Source organism: Enterobacter cloacae complex sp. P14RS, assembly GCF_014895895.1.
Classification (GTDB): Bacteria; Pseudomonadota; Gammaproteobacteria; order Enterobacterales; family Enterobacteriaceae; genus Enterobacter; species Enterobacter bugandensis.
The window spans coordinates 38,056-55,406 of sequence record NZ_JADBQM010000013.1; the positions used below are offsets into that span (position 1 = coordinate 38,056).

Here is a 17,351-nt window from a genome sequence, read left to right on the forward strand (position 1 = left end):
AATCCTCTACACTTAACCCCATTACTGAACAATATGCACAGCGCCGGATGCGCGCTTCATTCATCTATTTCAACAGGACAGCGTTTATGACCAATCCATTACTGACGCCTTTTTCGTTGCCACCGTTTTCTAAAATCCTCCCTGAGCATGTGGTTCCAGCCGTTACCCAGTCGCTGGAAAACTGCCGCGCGGCGGTAGAAAGCGTGGTTGCGCAGGGCGCGCCGTACACCTGGGAGAATCTGTGTCAGCCGCTGGCCGAAGTGGACGACGTGCTGGGGCGTATCTTTTCCCCGGTGAGCCACCTGAACTCGGTGAAAAACAGCCCGGAGCTGCGTGAAGCCTACGAACAAACCCTGCCGCTGCTCTCTGAGTACAGCACCTGGGTCGGCCAGCATGAAGGGCTGTACAAAGCCTACCGCGACCTGCGCGACGGCGACCATTATGCCGAACTGAACACGGCGCAGAAAAAATCGGTTGATAACGCCCTGCGTGATTTCGAACTGTCCGGTATCGGTCTGCCAAAAGAGAAGCAGGTTCGCTACGGCGAAATCGCTGCGCGCCTGTCCGAACTGGGCAACCAGTACAGCAACAACGTCCTTGACGCTACCATGGGCTGGACGAAGCTGATTACCGACGAAGCCGAGCTGGCGGGTATGCCGGAAAGCGCGCTGGCGGCGGCGAAAGCCCAGGCCGAAGCAAAAGAGCAGGAAGGCTTCCTGTTAACCCTGGATATCCCGAGCTATCTGCCGGTGATGACCTACTGCGACAACCAGGCCCTGCGTGAAGAGATGTACCGCGCCTACAGCACCCGCGCCTCCGATCAGGGGCCGAATGCCGGTCAGTGGGACAACAGCCCGGTCATGGCGGAAATCCTCGCCCTCCGTCACGAGCTGGCTCAGTTGCTGGGCTTCGACAGCTACGCGGATAAATCCCTCGCCACCAAAATGGCCGAGAACCCGCAGCAGGTGCTCGATTTCCTGACCGATCTGGCCAAACGTGCTCGTCCTCAGGGTGAGAAAGAGCTGGCCCAGCTGCGCGCCTTCGCGAAAGCGGAGTTTGGCGTGGACGAGCTGCAGCCGTGGGATATCGCGTACTACAGCGAAAAACAGAAGCAGCACCTCTACAGCATCAGCGACGAGCAGCTGCGCCCGTACTTCCCGGAAAACAAAGCCGTCAACGGCCTGTTTGAAGTGGTGAAACGCATTTACGGCATTACCGCTAAAGAGCGTACTGATATTGACGTCTGGCATCCGGACGTGCGCTTCTTCGAACTGTATGACGAGAAAAACGAACTGCGCGGCAGCTTCTACCTCGATCTCTACGCGCGTGAGAACAAGCGCGGCGGGGCGTGGATGGACGACTGCGTGGGCCAGATGCGTAAAGCAGACGGTTCCCTGCAAAAACCGGTCGCCTATCTGACCTGTAACTTCAACCGTCCAGTGAGCGGCAAGCCTGCGCTGTTCACCCACGACGAAGTGATCACCCTGTTCCACGAGTTCGGTCACGGCCTGCACCACATGCTGACCCGCATCGAAACCGCCGGCGTCGCCGGTATCAGCGGGGTGCCATGGGATGCGGTCGAGCTGCCAAGCCAGTTTATGGAAAACTGGTGCTGGGAGCCGGACGCGCTGGCGTTTATCTCCGGCCACTATGAGACCGGCGAACCGCTGCCGAAAGAGTTGCTGGATAAAATGCTGGCGGCGAAAAACTACCAGGCGGCGATGTTCATTCTGCGTCAGCTGGAGTTCGGCCTGTTCGATTTCCGCCTGCACGCCGAGTTCAGCCCGGAGCAGGGGGCGAAAATCCTCGAAACGCTGGCCGAGATTAAAAAGCAGGTTGCCGTTATTCCTGGGCCAACCTGGGGCCGCTTCCCGCACGCGTTCAGCCATATCTTTGCAGGCGGTTACGCGGCGGGTTACTACAGCTACCTGTGGGCCGACGTGCTGGCGGCGGATGCCTTCTCTCGCTTCGAGGAAGAGGGGATCTTCAACCGCGAAACCGGCCAGTCGTTCCTTGACAACATCCTGACCCGCGGCGGTTCTGAAGAGCCAATGGTGCTGTTCAAACGCTTCCGTGGCCGCGAGCCGCAGCTGGATGCGATGCTTGAGCATTACGGGATCAAAGGCTGATTGTTACGTGAAGATCTGCTTAGTGGATGAAACGGGCGCCGGAGACGGCGCCTTATCTGTTCTGGCGGCCCGCTGGGGACTGGAGCACGATGAAGAGAACCTGATGGCGCTGGTAATGACGACAGCACATCTCGAATTACGCAAGCGCGATGAACCGAAGCTCGGCGGGATTTTTGTCGATTTTGTCGGCGGCGCGATGGCGCACCGGCGTAAGTTCGGCGGCGGTCGCGGCGAAGCGGTGGCCAAAGCGGTCGGCATTAAGGGGAGCTATCTCCCGGACGTGGTGGACGCCACGGCGGGGCTGGGACGCGATGCGTTTGTGCTGGCGTCGGTGGGCTGTCATGTGCGGATGCTGGAGCGTAATCCGGTTGTCGCCGCGCTGCTCGACGACGGGCTGACGCGAGGCTATGCGGACCCGGAAATCGGCCCGTGGCTGCAGGAGCGTTTGCAGCTTATCCACGCATCAAGCCTGACGGCGCTGACGGACATCACCCCGCGTCCGCAGGTGGTCTACCTCGACCCGATGTTCCCGCATAAGCAGAAAAGCGCGCTGGTGAAGAAAGAGATGCGGGTATTTCAATCGCTGGTGGGGCCGGATTTAGACGCAGACGGCCTGCTGGAGCCGGCTCGTCAGCTCGCGACGAAGCGGGTGGTGGTGAAGCGTCCGGACTACGCGCCGCCGCTGGCGGACGTTGCGACTACTAACGCGGTGACCACGAAAGGGCATCGGTTTGATATTTATTCGGGTACGCCAGAATAAAAAAAGCCGGGTGGCGGCTTCGCCTTACCCGGCCTACTGTCAGTGCCGCTTTTTTTGCACTTACTCGTCTTCTTCGTCGCGCAGCGGAACAATCAGCATGTCCACGTGAACGGTGTTAATCAGCTGGCGTGCTGAAGACATCAGCTTGCTCCAGAAGTCCTGATGGTGACCGCATACCACCAGATCCATATCGTATTTCTTAATCGCATCAACCAGCACCTGACCCAGGTCGCCGCTGCCGCTCAGGGTTTCGGTGATCGGATAGCCCGCGTTGGTGGAGAGCTCGCTCAGCGCGTGATGCGTTTCTTCAGAGATGCGTTTCTGCATATCGCCCAGATTGACGTCGATCAGACCGGTGTAGAGGTCGGAGTAATTCACATCAACGTGAATCAGGGAGACTTTCGCGTTGTAGGGACGTGCCATAGATACCGCTTTATCAACCAGCACTTTGCTCTCCGGGGAGAGATCTACCGCGATAAGAATGTGTTTGTAAGCCATAGTGTTACTCCTTCCTTAAGTTATCGATGACTAAATGGGAAAGCCGTCGTCTGATGCTTTCATTACGGCCCAGTTAAACATATTTTTCAAGCTTTGGTGTTGATAACGATTAACCTTGTGGCAAAAAAATTAACGGATCTCCTACACTATTTAATGAGCCGTTCGGATATTAAAACGCGAACCGGATCGACTTTTAGTCATTCTTTCACTGAACTGTCTGTCAGGGCATTGGGGTGCGGTAGCTCAGGAGCCTTGCTTCGTGGGCGGACGCCGGGGAGGATGTATGATTAGCACCGTCGCATTGTTTTGGGCGTTATGCGTAGTTTGCATAGTGAATATGGCGCGCTACTTCTCATCGTTACGTGCGCTGTTAGTGGTACTTCGTGGTTGCGATCCGTTGCTGTATCAGTATGTGGACGGTGGAGGGTTCTTCACCTCGCATGGACAGCCCAGCAAGCAGATGCGTCTGGTGGGGTATATCTACTACCAGCGCTACCGCGATCATCACGATGAAGAGTTTATCCGTCGCTGCGAGCGTCTGCGTCGTCAGTTCATTTTGACCAGCGCCCTGTGTGGGCTGGTCGTGGTCAGTATGATTGCGTTGATGATTTGGCACTGAGTACCTCAGCAGGCGGGGATAACCCCGCCTGCTTTCCTCTGGTTCAGGGCTTCACTGAGAACCGCAGATTGGAGATATTGGTCTCAATCGAAATAACCTTCCCGCTATAGGCGATATTAACGTGTCCGTTTGTATCAATGCTGGCCGCAGTGATTGTACCCGTACCTTCAATGACAGGATGCTTCATTGCCAACTGATGGATAATGTCGGTGTCTTTCCCTGTTATCTTTTCCGAGAGATAGTAACGGTAGATTGTGGGTACGGTGGCGCCACCCTGATTGTTCACGGTCATATAGAGCCAGACGCTGTCAGATAATTTATAAACGCGTTGAAGTTTATCGCCCTCTTGCTGGTTGGGCTGGTGGTTGAGCCACACAAATCCAATGACCAGAGCCAGAAGCGAAACAGTAACAAGGCGATGAATCCATTTAGTAGCCGTTTTGAATGGCATACGCTATTCCTTCTCTGATATTGCGTTGGTCCGTTGGATCGTCCCCGTAAGGCGGCTTTTCGTGCCATTTTCCCCATTCAGGTTTTGACGTGCCAGCACGGCCTTGAGCCCAACCAGCGCCCATAAGAAGGATGTTTGCAGGTATGCCTGCTGCAGTTCCGGCGGCTCCGAAGTTGAAATTACCAAATGCAGCAAAATAAGGGTCGAATTTTTTGTAATCCCAGGGACCACCATTTCGGACTTTTTGGTAGAACCAGTAATACGTTGAGGGAGTGGCCATGTTACGCGACATGCCATGGAGACGTGCTTCACGCATATTATTTGCTATAACTATTGAGCCAGGTCCTGAAATTGGGACAGAAGCCATACATTCTCCTTTGTCTGGTTTTTCTTCTGGCCGTCATCATAGTGTTATTTTCGCAACTCTTTTGAGCAAAAAATGTTCAGAAAATCCTAATGTTATAAACTGTTGGATTGCAAATAACAGCCATAAAAAAGCGGGTCAGTTTCCTGACCCGCTTTTTGTCGCCTTCAGCCAATTAAATCAGCTTCAGCGAAATCCAGTACAACCCGCCTGACAGCAGGATAGAAGCCGGAAGGGTAAACACCCAGGCCATCAGAATGTTGGTCACGGTTTTGCGCTGCAGACCGCCGCCGTCAACAATCATGGTACCTGCCACGGACGAGGAGAGTACGTGGGTGGTGGATACCGGCATACCGGTGTAGCTCGCCAGACCGATAGACACTGCCGCCGTCATCTGCGCGGACATACCCTGCGCATAGGTCATGCCTTTCTTACCGATCTTCTCGCCGATGGTGGTCGCCACACGACGCCAGCCAATCATTGTACCGATACCCAGCGCCAGCGCGACGGCCATGATGATCCAGATTGGCGCGTACTCAATGGTATTGAGCATATCGCTTTTCAGTTTCTTCAGCAGACGCTTGTCGTCACCATTCACCTCTGGCAGCTTCGCGACTTTATCGGTCACGTCGGAGATACAGAGCATGATACGACGCAGCTGACCACGCTGTTCAACGGCCAGTTTATCGTAGCTTTCGATGTTGCCCAGCATACCTTTGGCTCGTTCCAGCGCGTTAATCGCGTTAGCCGGATGGCAGTGGAATTCGCCAGGCGCGGTGGTGGCACCGGCTTCCGGAGAAGGGATCAACTGGTCAACGCCGGTCGCTTTTTTCAGCAGCTCAGGGTGCTGCTGGAAATAGGTTTCAACGTTGTTGACCGCATCACGGGTACGGGTGATTTCGTAACCCGAGGCGTTCATATTCACCACGAAGCCCGCCGGTGCGACACCGATCAGAACCAGCATCACCAGACCAATGCCTTTCTGCCCGTCGTTCGCGCCGTGAGAGAAGGCCACGCCGATAGCAGAAATGATCAGGGCGATACGCGTCCAGAATGGCGGCTTTTTCTTGCCGTCTTTCTTCTCACGCTCTGCTGGCGTCAGATGGATACGCGCACGTTTCTTCGTGTTGCTCCAGTAGCGACGCAGGATGAAAATCAATCCACCCGCAACCACCAGACCCACGATAGGGGAGACGATGAGAGAAGCGAAAATGCCCAGTACTTTAGGCAGATTCAGCGCATCAACAACCGATGTCCCGGTCATCAGGGCGTTGGTTAACCCGATACCGATAATCGCGCCGATGAGGGTGTGAGAGCTGGATGCAGGCAGGCCAAAATACCAGGTACCGAGGTTCCAGATAATGGCAGCAAGCAGCATTGAGAACACCATGGCGAGGCCATGACCGGAACTCACGTTAAGCAGCAGATCCGTTGGCAGCATATGCACGATCGCATACGCAACGCTCAGTCCGCCCAGGAGGACACCAAAAAAGTTAAATACCGCCGCCATAACAACCGCAAGCTGCGATCGCATTGCGCGAGTGTAGATAACCGTTGCTACTGCGTTTGCAGTGTCGTGGAAGCCGTTGATCGCTTCGTAAAACAGTACAAAAACCAGAGCAAGCAATAGTAAAAGCCCGGTATGTAAATCCAGGCCGGCAAACAAATGTAGCATAGGACGTTACGCCATTTTGAGGACATGAACGCGGCGCATTATCCAGGACAAATGCGCAACGGGCAAAGTGAAATATAGACTTTTTTTGACATACCACCTGATTTGGGAAAAGTGCCTGAAAGGATAATCGTTAAATTTCAATGGAATGGCTTTGTAATATCTTTTTACGCTGGTGTGACCACAGAGGAAACTTTACAATCCGCGGCAGTTAACGAAGAGGGTTTTGACGTGGAAAGGTTTGATGCCGTGGTAATTGGCGCCGGTGCGGCGGGTATGTTTTGTGCGGCGATGGCCGGACAGGCGGGTCGTCGCGTGCTGTTGCTGGACAACGGAAAAAAGCCAGGCCGCAAGATCCTGATGTCGGGCGGCGGGCGCTGCAACTTCACCAATCTTTATGTCGAACCCGCGGCCTATTTGAGCCAGAACCGCCATTTTTGCAAATCAGCGCTGGCGCGTTACACCCAGTGGGACTTTATCGACCTGGTGGGTAAGCATGGCATCGCGTGGCATGAAAAGACGCTCGGGCAACTCTTCTGCGACGACTCCGCGCAGCAGATTGTCGATATGCTGGTGGCCGAGTGCGAGAAGGGCGGCGTGGTCATGCGCCTGCGCACTGAAGTGCTGGAGGTGGGCCGCGACGAGCAGGGGTACACGCTGCAGCTGAACGGTGACACCGTCAGCGCCGATAACCTGGTGATCGCCAGCGGCGGTCTGTCGATGCCGGGGCTGGGCGCGTCACCGTTCGGCTACAAGATTGCCGAGCAGTTTGGCCTGAAGGTGCTGCCCACCCGCGCCGGGCTGGTGCCGTTCACGCTGCATAAGCCGCTGCTGGAGCAGCTACAGACGCTGTCCGGCGTCTCTGTTCCCTCCGTTATTACTGCCGAAGACGGGACGGTGTTCCGCGAAAACCTGCTCTTTACCCACCGCGGTCTCTCCGGCCCGGCGGTCCTGCAAATCTTCAGCTACTGGCAGCCGGGGGAATTTGTCACGGTGAATCTGCTGCCCGACAGCGATCTGGACGCGTTCCTCAACGAACAGCGCGCCGCGCACCCGAATCAGAGCCTGAAAAATACCCTGGCGATGCAGCTGCCGAAGCGTCTGGTGGAGTGTTTGCAGGGGCTGGGGCAGATCCCCGACGTGTCGCTCAAGCAGCTTAACAGCCGCGAGCAGGAAGCGTTGGTAGAGACGCTAACGAACTGGCGCGTTCAGCCAAACGGCACCGAGGGGTATCGCACGGCGGAAGTGACGCTGGGCGGTGTCGACACGAATGAGCTTTCTTCACGCACGATGGAAGCGCGCAACGTGCCGGGGCTCTACTTTATTGGCGAAGTAATGGACGTAACCGGCTGGCTCGGCGGATATAATTTCCAGTGGGCGTGGTCGAGCGCCTGGGCGTGCGCGCAGGCGCTGCAAAATGCGCAATAAATTGCCGGGGAGTCTCCTCCCCGGCGGTGTTGCCCATTCAGATGATGTAAGCATTAATCCGGTATAGCGTAATCCGCAATGCGGAAGGTGACCTTACCCGTCCAGGTGTTATCACGGTAAGAACCAATGGCGAGACTGTCCTGAGTGAAGCCATTGAAGCTCCCGGCCGCAATGGACGCGCCGAATTTTTCATACTGATTTTTACCCCAGTAGACTTTCGCAACGCCTTCTCTCACCAGCGTATTAATATTGATCATGCCTTCTTCATCGTCAGTGTAGTCATCCAGGCTTTTACCGCCGTTGATGACATACACGGCACCCACCTGCGTGCCGCTGCCGTTCACCGCATTCGGATCGCCGATCACCAGGTCTTTTTTACCGTCGCCGTTCAAGTCCACATTACCGAGAATGCTGTTCCCGAACCCTGCCAGCTTGCTGCCAGGCCTTTCGGCGTAAATAGCATAGCCATCGTGTACGCTAAATGTTTTGTTGTAGTTCAGCCGGGTGTGCGCCGCATCGAGGAACAGAGACGATGGTAGCTTACTGCCGTCGGCCTTACCTTTAATAATCCAGACCAGCCCGGAACGTTTTTTATCAATACCCATGTCGGCAGGGGCGCTAATCGCAAAAGCGTTAGCGTGAGCATTCAGGAAATTACCTAATGGCGTAATGGTGCCGTTATTGGGCTTATCCTGCGTATACGCGCTATGATCGTTACTTCCTTCACCTCCGCCGGACTGACCACCCAGGAAAGCCGCCCCCATACCGTGAATGCGGGTTGCCTGCGTCGAGTTTAGCGAGGCGATGTCGAGATTCCCCTGGTTGAAGCTGCTGCCGTAGACGAGATAGGCCGTGCCGCGTCCATCAGTGCCGCTGTTCTCTGATTTACGGCCTTCATTGACCGATTCCGGGTCGACGATCAGATAATCACTGAAGCCGTCGCCGTTAATATCCCCGACATCGCTGATCTGCTGCCCAAGGTTGTAGTTAAGGGGTTTATCCGGACCGTTGGTGGCGGTCATCTGCGGACGAATATAGGCACCGGTCGCGGCAGGGATCTCCCAGTCGCCCAGGTTGTTGCGCTTAATATCAATGTTTTGCCACTGATCGCCTGGCTTTTGAGCGCCGTAGATAATGATGGCGCCGCCGCGTCCGCCCGTGCCTTCGATATCGCCGATAGCAAGATCGACCATCTTGTTAGCCACTTCAGAATTTTTATATTTAATTGGGCCTACCGCGGCGCCAAACCAGCCGCCGGTATTCGCATTGCCTGAAGAATTCACCGTACGGATGCGAATACCCAGGCGAGCGTCGCCGTTGTCGATATCATTGAGGTCAATCTGATTAGAAAGACGCGCGCCGGTACGGTGATGCGGTCCGCCCCAGATAATATAGACCTGATCATGCCAGTGGGAGGCGATGACTAAATCATCATATCCATCGCCGTTAATATCACCTATTTTACGTACCGCGACGCCCATCCATTTTGTCGTCACTGAGCCAGGCTTATTCGCTTTATTGCTGTGGATAATTTTAAGCGCGTTTTGCGGATCGAATTCACCTACGTTATTGACTTGCTGCATGGGTTTCCCACCGGAAGTCCCGAAAATGACGTACGCGATCCCTTTTGCGCCATCCCCCCAGGGGGCCGTAATGACAATATCTTCACCCGCGATATGCGAACCATTGTCCTTATCGGAAAACTTACCGATCGTGGTCATCGTCATACCGAAATAGTCTTTTTCTTTTTCACCCTTAATAGATACAGGGACAGAATAAGGCTCGATATCGCTGGCGATAACCTGTGATGCCGTGATACCAGTACCTGATAAAGCTGCAACGCAAAGCGCTACACGCGTTTTCGTTTTGAGTTTCATAGTATATATCCTTATACAAATCCATTTTTCATACCCGGCAACTCATTTGTATAGCGCTATGTGTTGCCGGGAAATAAGAGGTTTCTACGCTGTATTAAGTTTTTTCTTTATTTAAACTCGAAATCCAGCGTGGATGTGGCTTCAAATTTTCCCGGTTGTGGAGACTTTTCTCCTTGTTGGACAGGTGTTGCTATAATAGTGACATTCCCCTCCTGCGTTGGTACGGCCGAACTGCTGCCATCAATTTTATTCCCGTTGTGTTCAAGTTTTATCCCTAAATCATTGCGCTCACCTTCATCATTATGGGTCTTGATAAAACCAGAGCCATTAAAATCGGACGCGCGGAACTTAATACTCACCTTGCTTTCATCTTCAGGATTTTTGCAAGTCACACGAATATCCACGCTTTTTTGCTTACCGGTGGCGTCGGGCTTAAATTCATTCGCGGTAATACTGCCAAACGGGACCTTGATGGTTTGCCCGTCATTAATCATGCATTGTGGTGGAATATCAATTGACAGTTGGAAATTAAGTGTGACAAAAGGTCTGGAGGTGTCATAACTCCCTGTCTGCTTTTTGGCAAAAATGGTCACTAATTCCTGCATAGGAATATCAATGCGGCCTGAAGGAAGCGGTTTAGTTAATTCCAGAGAGACAGTCCCGCTGGAGCCGGTTGCGAACAGAGTATGGTCGTTTTTATCATCACAGTTATTTGTCGCAGGACGTCCATTATCAACACCGGCGGTATTACTCAAATCAACCGGGATATACCGCAATTCATCCTCGCCACCAAGAACGACATTTATACCGATATTAATACCCTTTTCCGCATCCAGAGGATAATAGATAAAGTCTGCGTTACGTTTGCCGCCTCCTGTGCCCAGTTTCGTACTGGTAAATCGAAATAAGATACTTTCTGGCACGCTGGAGTCCTGACAGAGGCAGATACCATTAAAATTACCTTTATTATTCCATGTGGATTGGGTTGTGCCGGGTACGTCGTCAGCAGTAAGGTTTTCGATAATATCAAACTTGTGCGCCTGGCCAGATACGGTTGATGTCGGCCAGCAGCTTCCTACAACATCAGCATAAGCTGGCGCGCCCATCAATCCCCCTGCTGCCAGGCACGCGAGTAATGTTAATTTTTTCATTTTTAATTCCTTTATTTATTAACGGATGATTTGCAGGTCTGCGTTAACTGCACAATTCCGCTAATCGTGGGTTCCTGGCCAGAAAGCTGATAGTGAACCTGGCAACGCTGATCGGGTTTCTTACCCCAGCTCACGTCTAACGTCCCTTTTTCCGCCATCCCGGTGAGGAATACGCTGCCTTCATCACCCACAATGCTGCTGGTGGTATTCTGAGAAACAATGGCACCGAACGGAACGGGTTTGCCCTGCGCATCTTTCAGCGTCATCATCAGGCGTTTACCCACCGCCGTGGTGAAACGTGCCCGAACGATGGCCCCCCGGGTGGGAACGACTTTATGGCTGTTACTTTCCAGCTCGACATCGTCAGGTAATGTATCGGGACGCAGCTGGATATTGCTCTCCTGATAAGGTGTCAGGTAAGGCACCACCGCATAGCCCCAGGGGTCGGTGCGCACGCCAGTGTGGTTACGGACGCTGACACCTGCGGCATCCGGCGCTTCAACCAGAGCGACCGTTTCACCCAGCGACTGTGCCAGCGTGACGCCATGAGGATGAACCAGCACGCCCCCGCGCAGGCTGTAATTCAGCCGCTGCGCGTCCCGGCTATAGCCATACCCGGCGCCAACCTGCGCATAGCGTCCGTTATAGCTAAGCGAGGCATCGCTGCTGTTTGCCTGGCTCCCTGGGTTGATATTCTGCTGTACGCTCCAGTTCAGGTTATTGTCCTCAAGGGCGCTGCCGCTCAGGGAAACACTGTGGCCTGGCGAGCGTTTTTCCGCCGCAGAGAAGGTGTAACCGGCACGCGTGGAGCGGAGCCATTTGTCCAGAGGGACGCTCACGCTCAGGCTGAACAGATTGTCCTGGTTATAGAGACGCTGGTTATCCTCTTTTGTCACGTTCAGATAGTGGTTGTAATTCAGGCTATAGCTGATCCCGTTCCAGCTGTTGCCATAGCCCAGCGTGGCGGAGGTCGTGCGTTTTTGGCTCGTGTGGTAGTCCTCGCTGACCAGCATGGCGGAGAGATAGCCGAGGTTTTCTCCCAGGTTTTGGTTTAGCGTCAGTTCTGTACGGCTACGGCGTCGATCCAGGCGCGAGGGTTGCGAGTGATAGCTGCTCAGGGTTTCACCGAGCGTGTAGAAATCGGACGTCGAGTAGCGATAGCCCGCAATCGCAACGTTAGTGCCGGTAGACAGCAAATTTTTGTTATAGCGCAGGCGTAGCGACTGTCCCCGGTTTTTCTCTGCCTGTTTAGTGGTGGCCCAGGCCTGGGTAATATCAAATGACAGTGCGCCAAAATCGCCCATGTTTTTACCCATGCCAAAAAGCAGGGACTGATATTGGCTGGCAGCCTGCATGCCTCCGTATATCGAGGTTTCCCACGGCAGACCGTAAATCAGGCTCCCTTGTGAAAACAGGGCATTCTCAGCATCGCTGCTGCTGGAACGATAGCTGCCGCTAATGACTTCATATTTGTATTGCCCTTCCCGCTGCATAACCGCTAACGACGCGTAAGGCACTAAAGAGACTTGTTCGCTGCCATCCGCCTCTTTCACCACAACTTTCAGCTCGCCGCTGCTGCCGAGGTAAAGATCGTTGATGACAAATTCACCGGGCGGGACATAGCTTTGATAAATGCTGTAGCCGTTCTGAAAAATAGTGATCTGGGCATTAGTACGAGCAATACCGCGGATCACCGGCGCATAGCCTCGCAGGCTGCCCGGAAGCATCTGTTCATCCGAGTAAAGCTGAACGCCGCGAAACGGGGTGCTATCAAAGACTTCTGCGGTAGAACTGTTATCCCCGACAATCAGCTGGCTATTCAGGGCGCTGATATCACGCTGCAGATAGGTATAAACCGATTCCCAGCGCCCAGCTTGTCCCTGGCTGTTACTCCAGGTCGAGAAATTGCGTAAACGCCAGGGTCCAACGTTCAGTCCCGGACGCAGGCTGAGGTACTGGCTATCGGTTCCCGTCCCGTTGTGCGAGGTCCACGTGGCGCCGCTGTAGTTGTAGCTGAGCATCAGGCCCGGAATACCCTGTTCCCGACGCGCAGGATCGATGTAGCCGTGAGCGTGGCTGTCCAGGGCCGCCTGGGGAATGCTGAGCCTTAACGCCTGCTCGCTGAAGTCAAATTCGCTGCTTGCGAGAGGGATCGCCGACAGATTCGCGCAGCCCTGGGTATCGTCCCGGAGCAACGGGAATGCCGCCGTTTTAACACCAAACGACTGGAGCGTCTCCTCGCTGAGGCACGGTGCGAGGATATTTTTATGTTGCGCGTTCTCTTCGAGTCGAAACGTGATATCGCGCGTGTCGAACATTTTATTGTTAAGAAACAGGTCAACACGATAAACGCCGGGTGTCTGGCTCTCTTTGTTCTCAAAGAGAGAAAGATCGACGGCGGTACGCGGCGCGCCACCCGTTTCCAGAAAGGCCGGGTCGAAGTAATCACTGGCGTATAATGCGCTGGGTAATATCCAGGCAAAGCAAAGCGCTGGACGAATGCCCCAAAATATAGTCATGAAAAAATACCCCTGTGAGGTTATTGTTTTAAAATCGTTATTCTATTTTTTGTGTGATTAACTGGCTGTTGCCGCCATAATCATTGATATATTTCCATTGTACGGTGGCATTGTTTTTCAAAAGCGTGTTCCTGAGCGTGAATGTTGTGCTGCTTTTAGGCGCGAGCATGTCAATCTCTGACCATGCTTTGTTATTGATCTTCACCTCCGCAAAGGAAATGTAATAAGACGAGTTGTTGCGTACAATGAGTTCGTTATTTTTAACAGACCATTGCACATTCTTACTAATATCCGTGGGTTCATCCATTAAATTTGACGGACGATAAAATAATTTGATCCGGGTATTTACCGCTATCTGCAGTTTATTAATATCCTCTCTGGAAGAGGAGGGGATCGATTTTACGTTGATCCAGAAAAGCGACTCGCGATCCTGCGGTAAAGGCGCGCCGTTATAGATAATACGTAGCGCGTTGGACTTACCTGCATCCATGCGAAAAAGCGGTGGCGTCACAATAAACGGGGCTTTGGTGCCCTGTGAATCTTTGCCCTGTACCCAGCTCTGTACCAGGAACGGGCTGGCAGTATTATTTCTGACTGTAATATTGCTCTCTTTCTTGTCCGCATGATATACCACCCGCGTATTGGATAAGGTCACACTGGCGTGTGACATACAAGAGCCAAAGAGCAGAGCCAGCAGCGTCAGATAGCGTTTCCTTAACATAAAACGTCCTTGCGTTCCGGGCTGTTATTCATTGCCCGGAACTGAGTTGAATGATTTATTTATAGATAATGGTGTAATCCGCAACCGCATCTGCCTTACCGGCGGTCACAGCATCCAGGGATGATTTATAACGGGCTGAATACAGCAGGGTGGCTGCCCCCGTGGTGCCATCACCGGTAATAGGAACAAATTTATTCGGGTTGTCGCCCAGTTTTAACGATGTTCCATCTTCATTCAGGAATTCAATACCCAAACCCGTTGCGGCGTCGCCACCGGTTTTAAGCGCGAGCAGATTATTGTCATTAGCATCATAGGCACCGCCAAATCGTGCTCCGGCTGATTTAAGGACGGCGGTATCGCAGTTAGACAGTTCTATCTGGATACGGTGAATACCCGCAACGTCACCTTTTTCTTTAAATGCTGAAGACGAGATGGTACCCATATCGATCGTTGGGTTCCCCCCCTGACCGTTAATATCGACATCACAGGTGCTCGCGGTAATCATACCCGTGAATTCAATCGTCCCTGCGCCTTTACCTGGCGCTGCATGGCTGGAAGGACTGGCAATTGCAGCCAATAAAAATCCCATGGTAATAACGGATTTATTCATTTTTTAAAATATTCCTCAGTGTGTAAAAGGTAGAACAGTATTATTTCGGGTTAGTCACTCGAAAGCGTTGTTGTGGTCACGGGATGTGGATATTCCGCTAATATGAAACATTAAGGTGGATATTCATCATCGCTTACCAGTCCATGTGAAAAACTTCCATCACAAGAAGTCTGAATATTTTTCTGGGTCAGGTTAACAAGCGTTTAAAAAAAATAAAGTGAGAACGTCATGATTTGTCTTTGGTGGTTTTAAAATCAATGAGTTAGGTTGTTTTTATCAGGGTTTTATCAGCAATTCAGTGTGAGAATTTTACGGCTTATTTACTACTTGCCGTGTGTCAGGTTCAGCTCAGATAATAAAACTTTCATAATAATGAAAGAATAATCTCCGGAAGAACACGTTGCCTTCCCGGAAGACGTAAGAGAAATCCTGGCACTTTTAACATCACATTTACATTGCCGGGCTGGCGTCAAGAAGTGTTATTATTATTCTCTTGCCCGGTGATACGGGCGTTTTCTTTTTTTTGTTGCAAACGTTGCCTCTGCCAGCGCGCAGATGAAGGTTAAGGATAGATTCATGGCTTCTGCTCATCTCGGTTTCCCGACTGAAACCGTTGTTGTCTTTGTGGTGATGGCCGTTGGGGCGATGTTTATCGACCTCTTCATGCACCGTCACGATAAACCTGTTTCGCTGAAAAGTGCGGCCATGTGGTCCGTTTTCTGGTTCTCGATGGCGATGGCCTTCGCCGGTTTTCTGTACATCCACCACGGCGCCGAGATGGCGAGCCTGTTCCTCACCGGTTACGCGCTGGAAGAGGTACTCTCCATCGATAACCTGTTCGTGATGATGGCGATCTTTGCCTGGTTCGGCGTGCCGGATAAGTATCGTCACCGTGTGCTCTACTGGGGCGTGCTGGGGGCGATTGTCTTCCGCGGTATTTTCGTGGCGATCGGCACCAGCCTGCTGAGCCTGGGGCCGTACGTGGAGGTTATTTTTGCGCTGGTCGTCGGCTGGACGGCGGTGATGATGCTCAAGCGCAATGAAGAGAGTGACGAAGTGGAAGATTACTCGGGTCACCTTGCCTATCGCCTGGTGAAACGCTTCTATCCCGTCTGGCCCAAAATCAGCAGCAACGCGTTTATCCTGACGCAGAAAGAGGTGGATGCGGAGCTTGAAAAGCCGGAAAACCAGGACGTAACGGTTGGCCGCGTGAAGAAGGCGAAGCGCTATGCAACGCCGCTGCTGCTCTGCGTGGCGGTGGTGGAACTCTCTGACGTGATGTTCGCTTTTGACTCCGTACCGGCGATTATTGCGGTAAGCCGCGAGCCGCTGATTATCTACAGCGCCATGATGTTCGCCATTCTCGGCCTGCGTACCCTCTACTTTGTGCTGGAAGCGCTTAAGCAGTATCTGGTGCACCTGGAGAAAGCGGTGGTGCTGCTGCTGTTCTTCGTGGCGTTCAAGCTGGGTCTGAATGCGACCGATCACTTCTGGCACCACGGTTACAGCATTGGCGCGACGGCCAGCCTGTTTGTGGTGTTAGGTGTGCTGGCGCTGGGGATTATTGCGAGCGTGATGTTCCCGGGGAAACGTGAGGCCTGATGCACCGCTTTTCGCCCTCTCCCTGTGGGAGAGGGCTGGGGTGAGGGCAACAGACCGCACCTAACCCTTAATCGGTGAATTCCGGCGCTTGCGTGGGTGATGGAAGTGCCGCCAGTGTGGATCCTGCGCCGCGGCCAGCAGTTCGTGGTCGCCGCGGGTGTCGCCCCAGGCTCGCAGATGATAGTCGTTCAGATCGCCATACACCTTCTCCAGCCTCGCCACTTTCTGGGCGCAGCGGCAGTTATTGCCCGTAATGCGTCCCGTCAGCTTGCCGTCCTTCACTTCCAGCTGCGTGCCAATCAGCTTAATGCCGAGCCTGTCCGCCCACGGCTGGAGCACCAGCGCCGGCGACGCAGAGCAGATCGTCACTTCCGCGCCGGAATTTACCTCAGCCGCCACCGCCAGAACCCCTTCGGGGCGCATCAGCTTGTTCCAGTATTTTTCGCAAAAGGCTTCCGCCTGCTGGCGTAGCCAGTGTTCGTCCACGCCCGTCAGGAACGTTTTAATCAGCACTTCCTTCAGCTCATCACGCGTCAGCTTGCGGCGCACGCAGTGGAGCGTGGGCAGCGCCATGCGCACCAGACGACCCGCAAAGTAGCGTTTCCCAAAGGCAAAACGCAGGAAAGGGATAAAGCTGTCGTGGTGCGTGAGCGTCCCGTCAAAGTCAAAGACAGAGAGCACGCTGGATTTCGCCACCGTCTCGTCGGCAATCATATTGGTCATAAATACGTCTTAGCTGAATTACACATTCTGTCGATCAGTTTACCTGCTTTATCTGAACAGTCCTTACATCACCACCCTTTTTTTTCTCAATCTTGCGATCTGAAAGTGAGTCCAATTTTGGTCTCAATAATGATTGGTGAAAAAGTGAGCAGTCTATATTATCGCCACATCGAAAGATATTTCGGGGGAACGTTGGCCCCCACAGGTAAGGATAAATTCACTCTTAG

The 17,351-nt window shown here is 53.3% G+C and carries 15 protein-coding genes; 5 read left to right on the plus strand and 10 right to left on the minus strand.

The window, feature by feature from the left end:
- Positions 1-86 precede the first annotated feature (86 nt).
- Positions 87-2,129: an oligopeptidase A gene (prlC, locus tag IM295_RS11940; RefSeq protein WP_193066737.1), complete on the plus strand. Its 2,043-nt coding sequence runs from the start codon at positions 87-89 to the stop codon at positions 2,127-2,129.
- A gap of 7 nt (positions 2,130-2,136) precedes the next feature.
- Complete coding sequence (gene rsmJ / locus IM295_RS11945) at positions 2,137-2,889, plus strand: 16S rRNA (guanine(1516)-N(2))-methyltransferase RsmJ (protein WP_047367222.1); 753 nt, start codon at positions 2,137-2,139, stop codon at positions 2,887-2,889.
- Positions 2,890-2,949: 60 nt separating this feature from the next.
- On the opposite strand, the gene uspA is transcribed toward rsmJ, so the two are convergent.
- Positions 2,950-3,387, minus strand: coding sequence for a universal stress protein UspA (uspA, locus tag IM295_RS11950; RefSeq protein ID WP_003861223.1), 438 nt, complete (start codon positions 3,385-3,387; stop codon positions 2,950-2,952).
- Between the two features lie 283 nt (positions 3,388-3,670).
- On the opposite strand from uspA, the gene uspB reads away from it, so the two are divergent.
- The gene (gene uspB, locus IM295_RS11955; protein WP_003861224.1) at positions 3,671-4,006 is read left to right on the plus strand and encodes a universal stress protein UspB; all 336 of its coding nucleotides are present in this window, start codon (positions 3,671-3,673) and stop codon (positions 4,004-4,006) included.
- A 43-nt stretch (positions 4,007-4,049) separates the two neighbouring features.
- Here uspB and IM295_RS11960 read toward each other — a convergent pair whose 3' ends face one another.
- The 3 genes from IM295_RS11960 to pitA all read right to left on the minus strand — a co-directional run bounded on the left by IM295_RS11960 (position 4,050) and on the right by pitA (position 6,496).
- Positions 4,050-4,457, minus strand: a complete 408-nt coding sequence (locus IM295_RS11960) for a hypothetical protein (RefSeq protein WP_028014736.1) — start codon at positions 4,455-4,457, stop codon at positions 4,050-4,052.
- Positions 4,435-4,824 (minus strand): polymorphic toxin type 44 domain-containing protein, encoded by a 390-nt coding sequence (locus tag IM295_RS11965; RefSeq protein WP_028014735.1) that lies wholly within the window; start codon positions 4,822-4,824, stop codon positions 4,435-4,437. Before IM295_RS11965 ends, IM295_RS11960 begins: the two co-directional genes overlap by 23 nt.
- Positions 4,825-4,996: 172 nt before the next feature.
- Positions 4,997-6,496: an inorganic phosphate transporter PitA gene (gene pitA, locus IM295_RS11970; RefSeq protein WP_028014734.1), complete on the minus strand. Its 1,500-nt coding sequence runs from the start codon at positions 6,494-6,496 to the stop codon at positions 4,997-4,999.
- Positions 6,497-6,724: 228 nt separating this feature from the next.
- Here pitA and IM295_RS11975 point away from each other — a divergent pair, with 228 nt between their 5' ends.
- The gene (locus IM295_RS11975) at positions 6,725-7,921 is read left to right on the plus strand and encodes an NAD(P)/FAD-dependent oxidoreductase (RefSeq protein WP_193066738.1); all 1,197 of its coding nucleotides are present in this window, start codon (positions 6,725-6,727) and stop codon (positions 7,919-7,921) included.
- A 53-nt stretch (positions 7,922-7,974) separates the two neighbouring features.
- Here the strand turns inward: IM295_RS11975 and IM295_RS11980 are convergent, their stop codons facing one another.
- The 5 genes from IM295_RS11980 to IM295_RS12000 form a co-directional block, all read right to left on the minus strand.
- Positions 7,975-9,798 carry an integrin alpha gene (locus IM295_RS11980; RefSeq protein ID WP_193066739.1) on the minus strand — a complete coding sequence of 608 codons (1,824 nt, stop codon included), beginning with the start codon at positions 9,796-9,798 and terminating at the stop codon, positions 7,975-7,977.
- A gap of 107 nt (positions 9,799-9,905) precedes the next feature.
- Positions 9,906-10,949 (minus strand): fimbrial protein, encoded by a 1,044-nt coding sequence (locus IM295_RS11985; RefSeq protein ID WP_193066740.1) that lies wholly within the window; start codon positions 10,947-10,949, stop codon positions 9,906-9,908.
- 11 nt (positions 10,950-10,960) lie between these two features.
- Positions 10,961-13,468, minus strand: a complete 2,508-nt coding sequence (locus IM295_RS11990) for a fimbria/pilus outer membrane usher protein (RefSeq protein WP_193066741.1) — start codon at positions 13,466-13,468, stop codon at positions 10,961-10,963.
- A gap of 37 nt (positions 13,469-13,505) precedes the next feature.
- Complete coding sequence (locus IM295_RS11995) at positions 13,506-14,189, minus strand: molecular chaperone (protein WP_041911869.1); 684 nt, start codon at positions 14,187-14,189, stop codon at positions 13,506-13,508.
- A 55-nt stretch (positions 14,190-14,244) separates the two neighbouring features.
- The gene (locus IM295_RS12000; RefSeq protein WP_028014728.1) at positions 14,245-14,799 is read right to left on the minus strand and encodes a fimbrial protein; all 555 of its coding nucleotides are present in this window, start codon (positions 14,797-14,799) and stop codon (positions 14,245-14,247) included.
- A gap of 576 nt (positions 14,800-15,375) precedes the next feature.
- Here IM295_RS12000 and IM295_RS12005 point away from each other — a divergent pair.
- A complete protein-coding gene (locus IM295_RS12005) occupies positions 15,376-16,401 on the plus strand; it encodes a TerC/Alx family metal homeostasis membrane protein (protein WP_028014727.1) in 1,026 nt (341 codons plus the stop codon).
- A 60-nt stretch (positions 16,402-16,461) separates the two neighbouring features.
- On the opposite strand, the gene IM295_RS12010 is transcribed toward IM295_RS12005, so the two are convergent.
- Positions 16,462-17,124 carry an HAD family hydrolase gene (locus IM295_RS12010; protein ID WP_028014726.1) on the minus strand — a complete coding sequence of 221 codons (663 nt, stop codon included), beginning with the start codon at positions 17,122-17,124 and terminating at the stop codon, positions 16,462-16,464.
- Positions 17,125-17,351 lie beyond the last annotated feature (227 nt).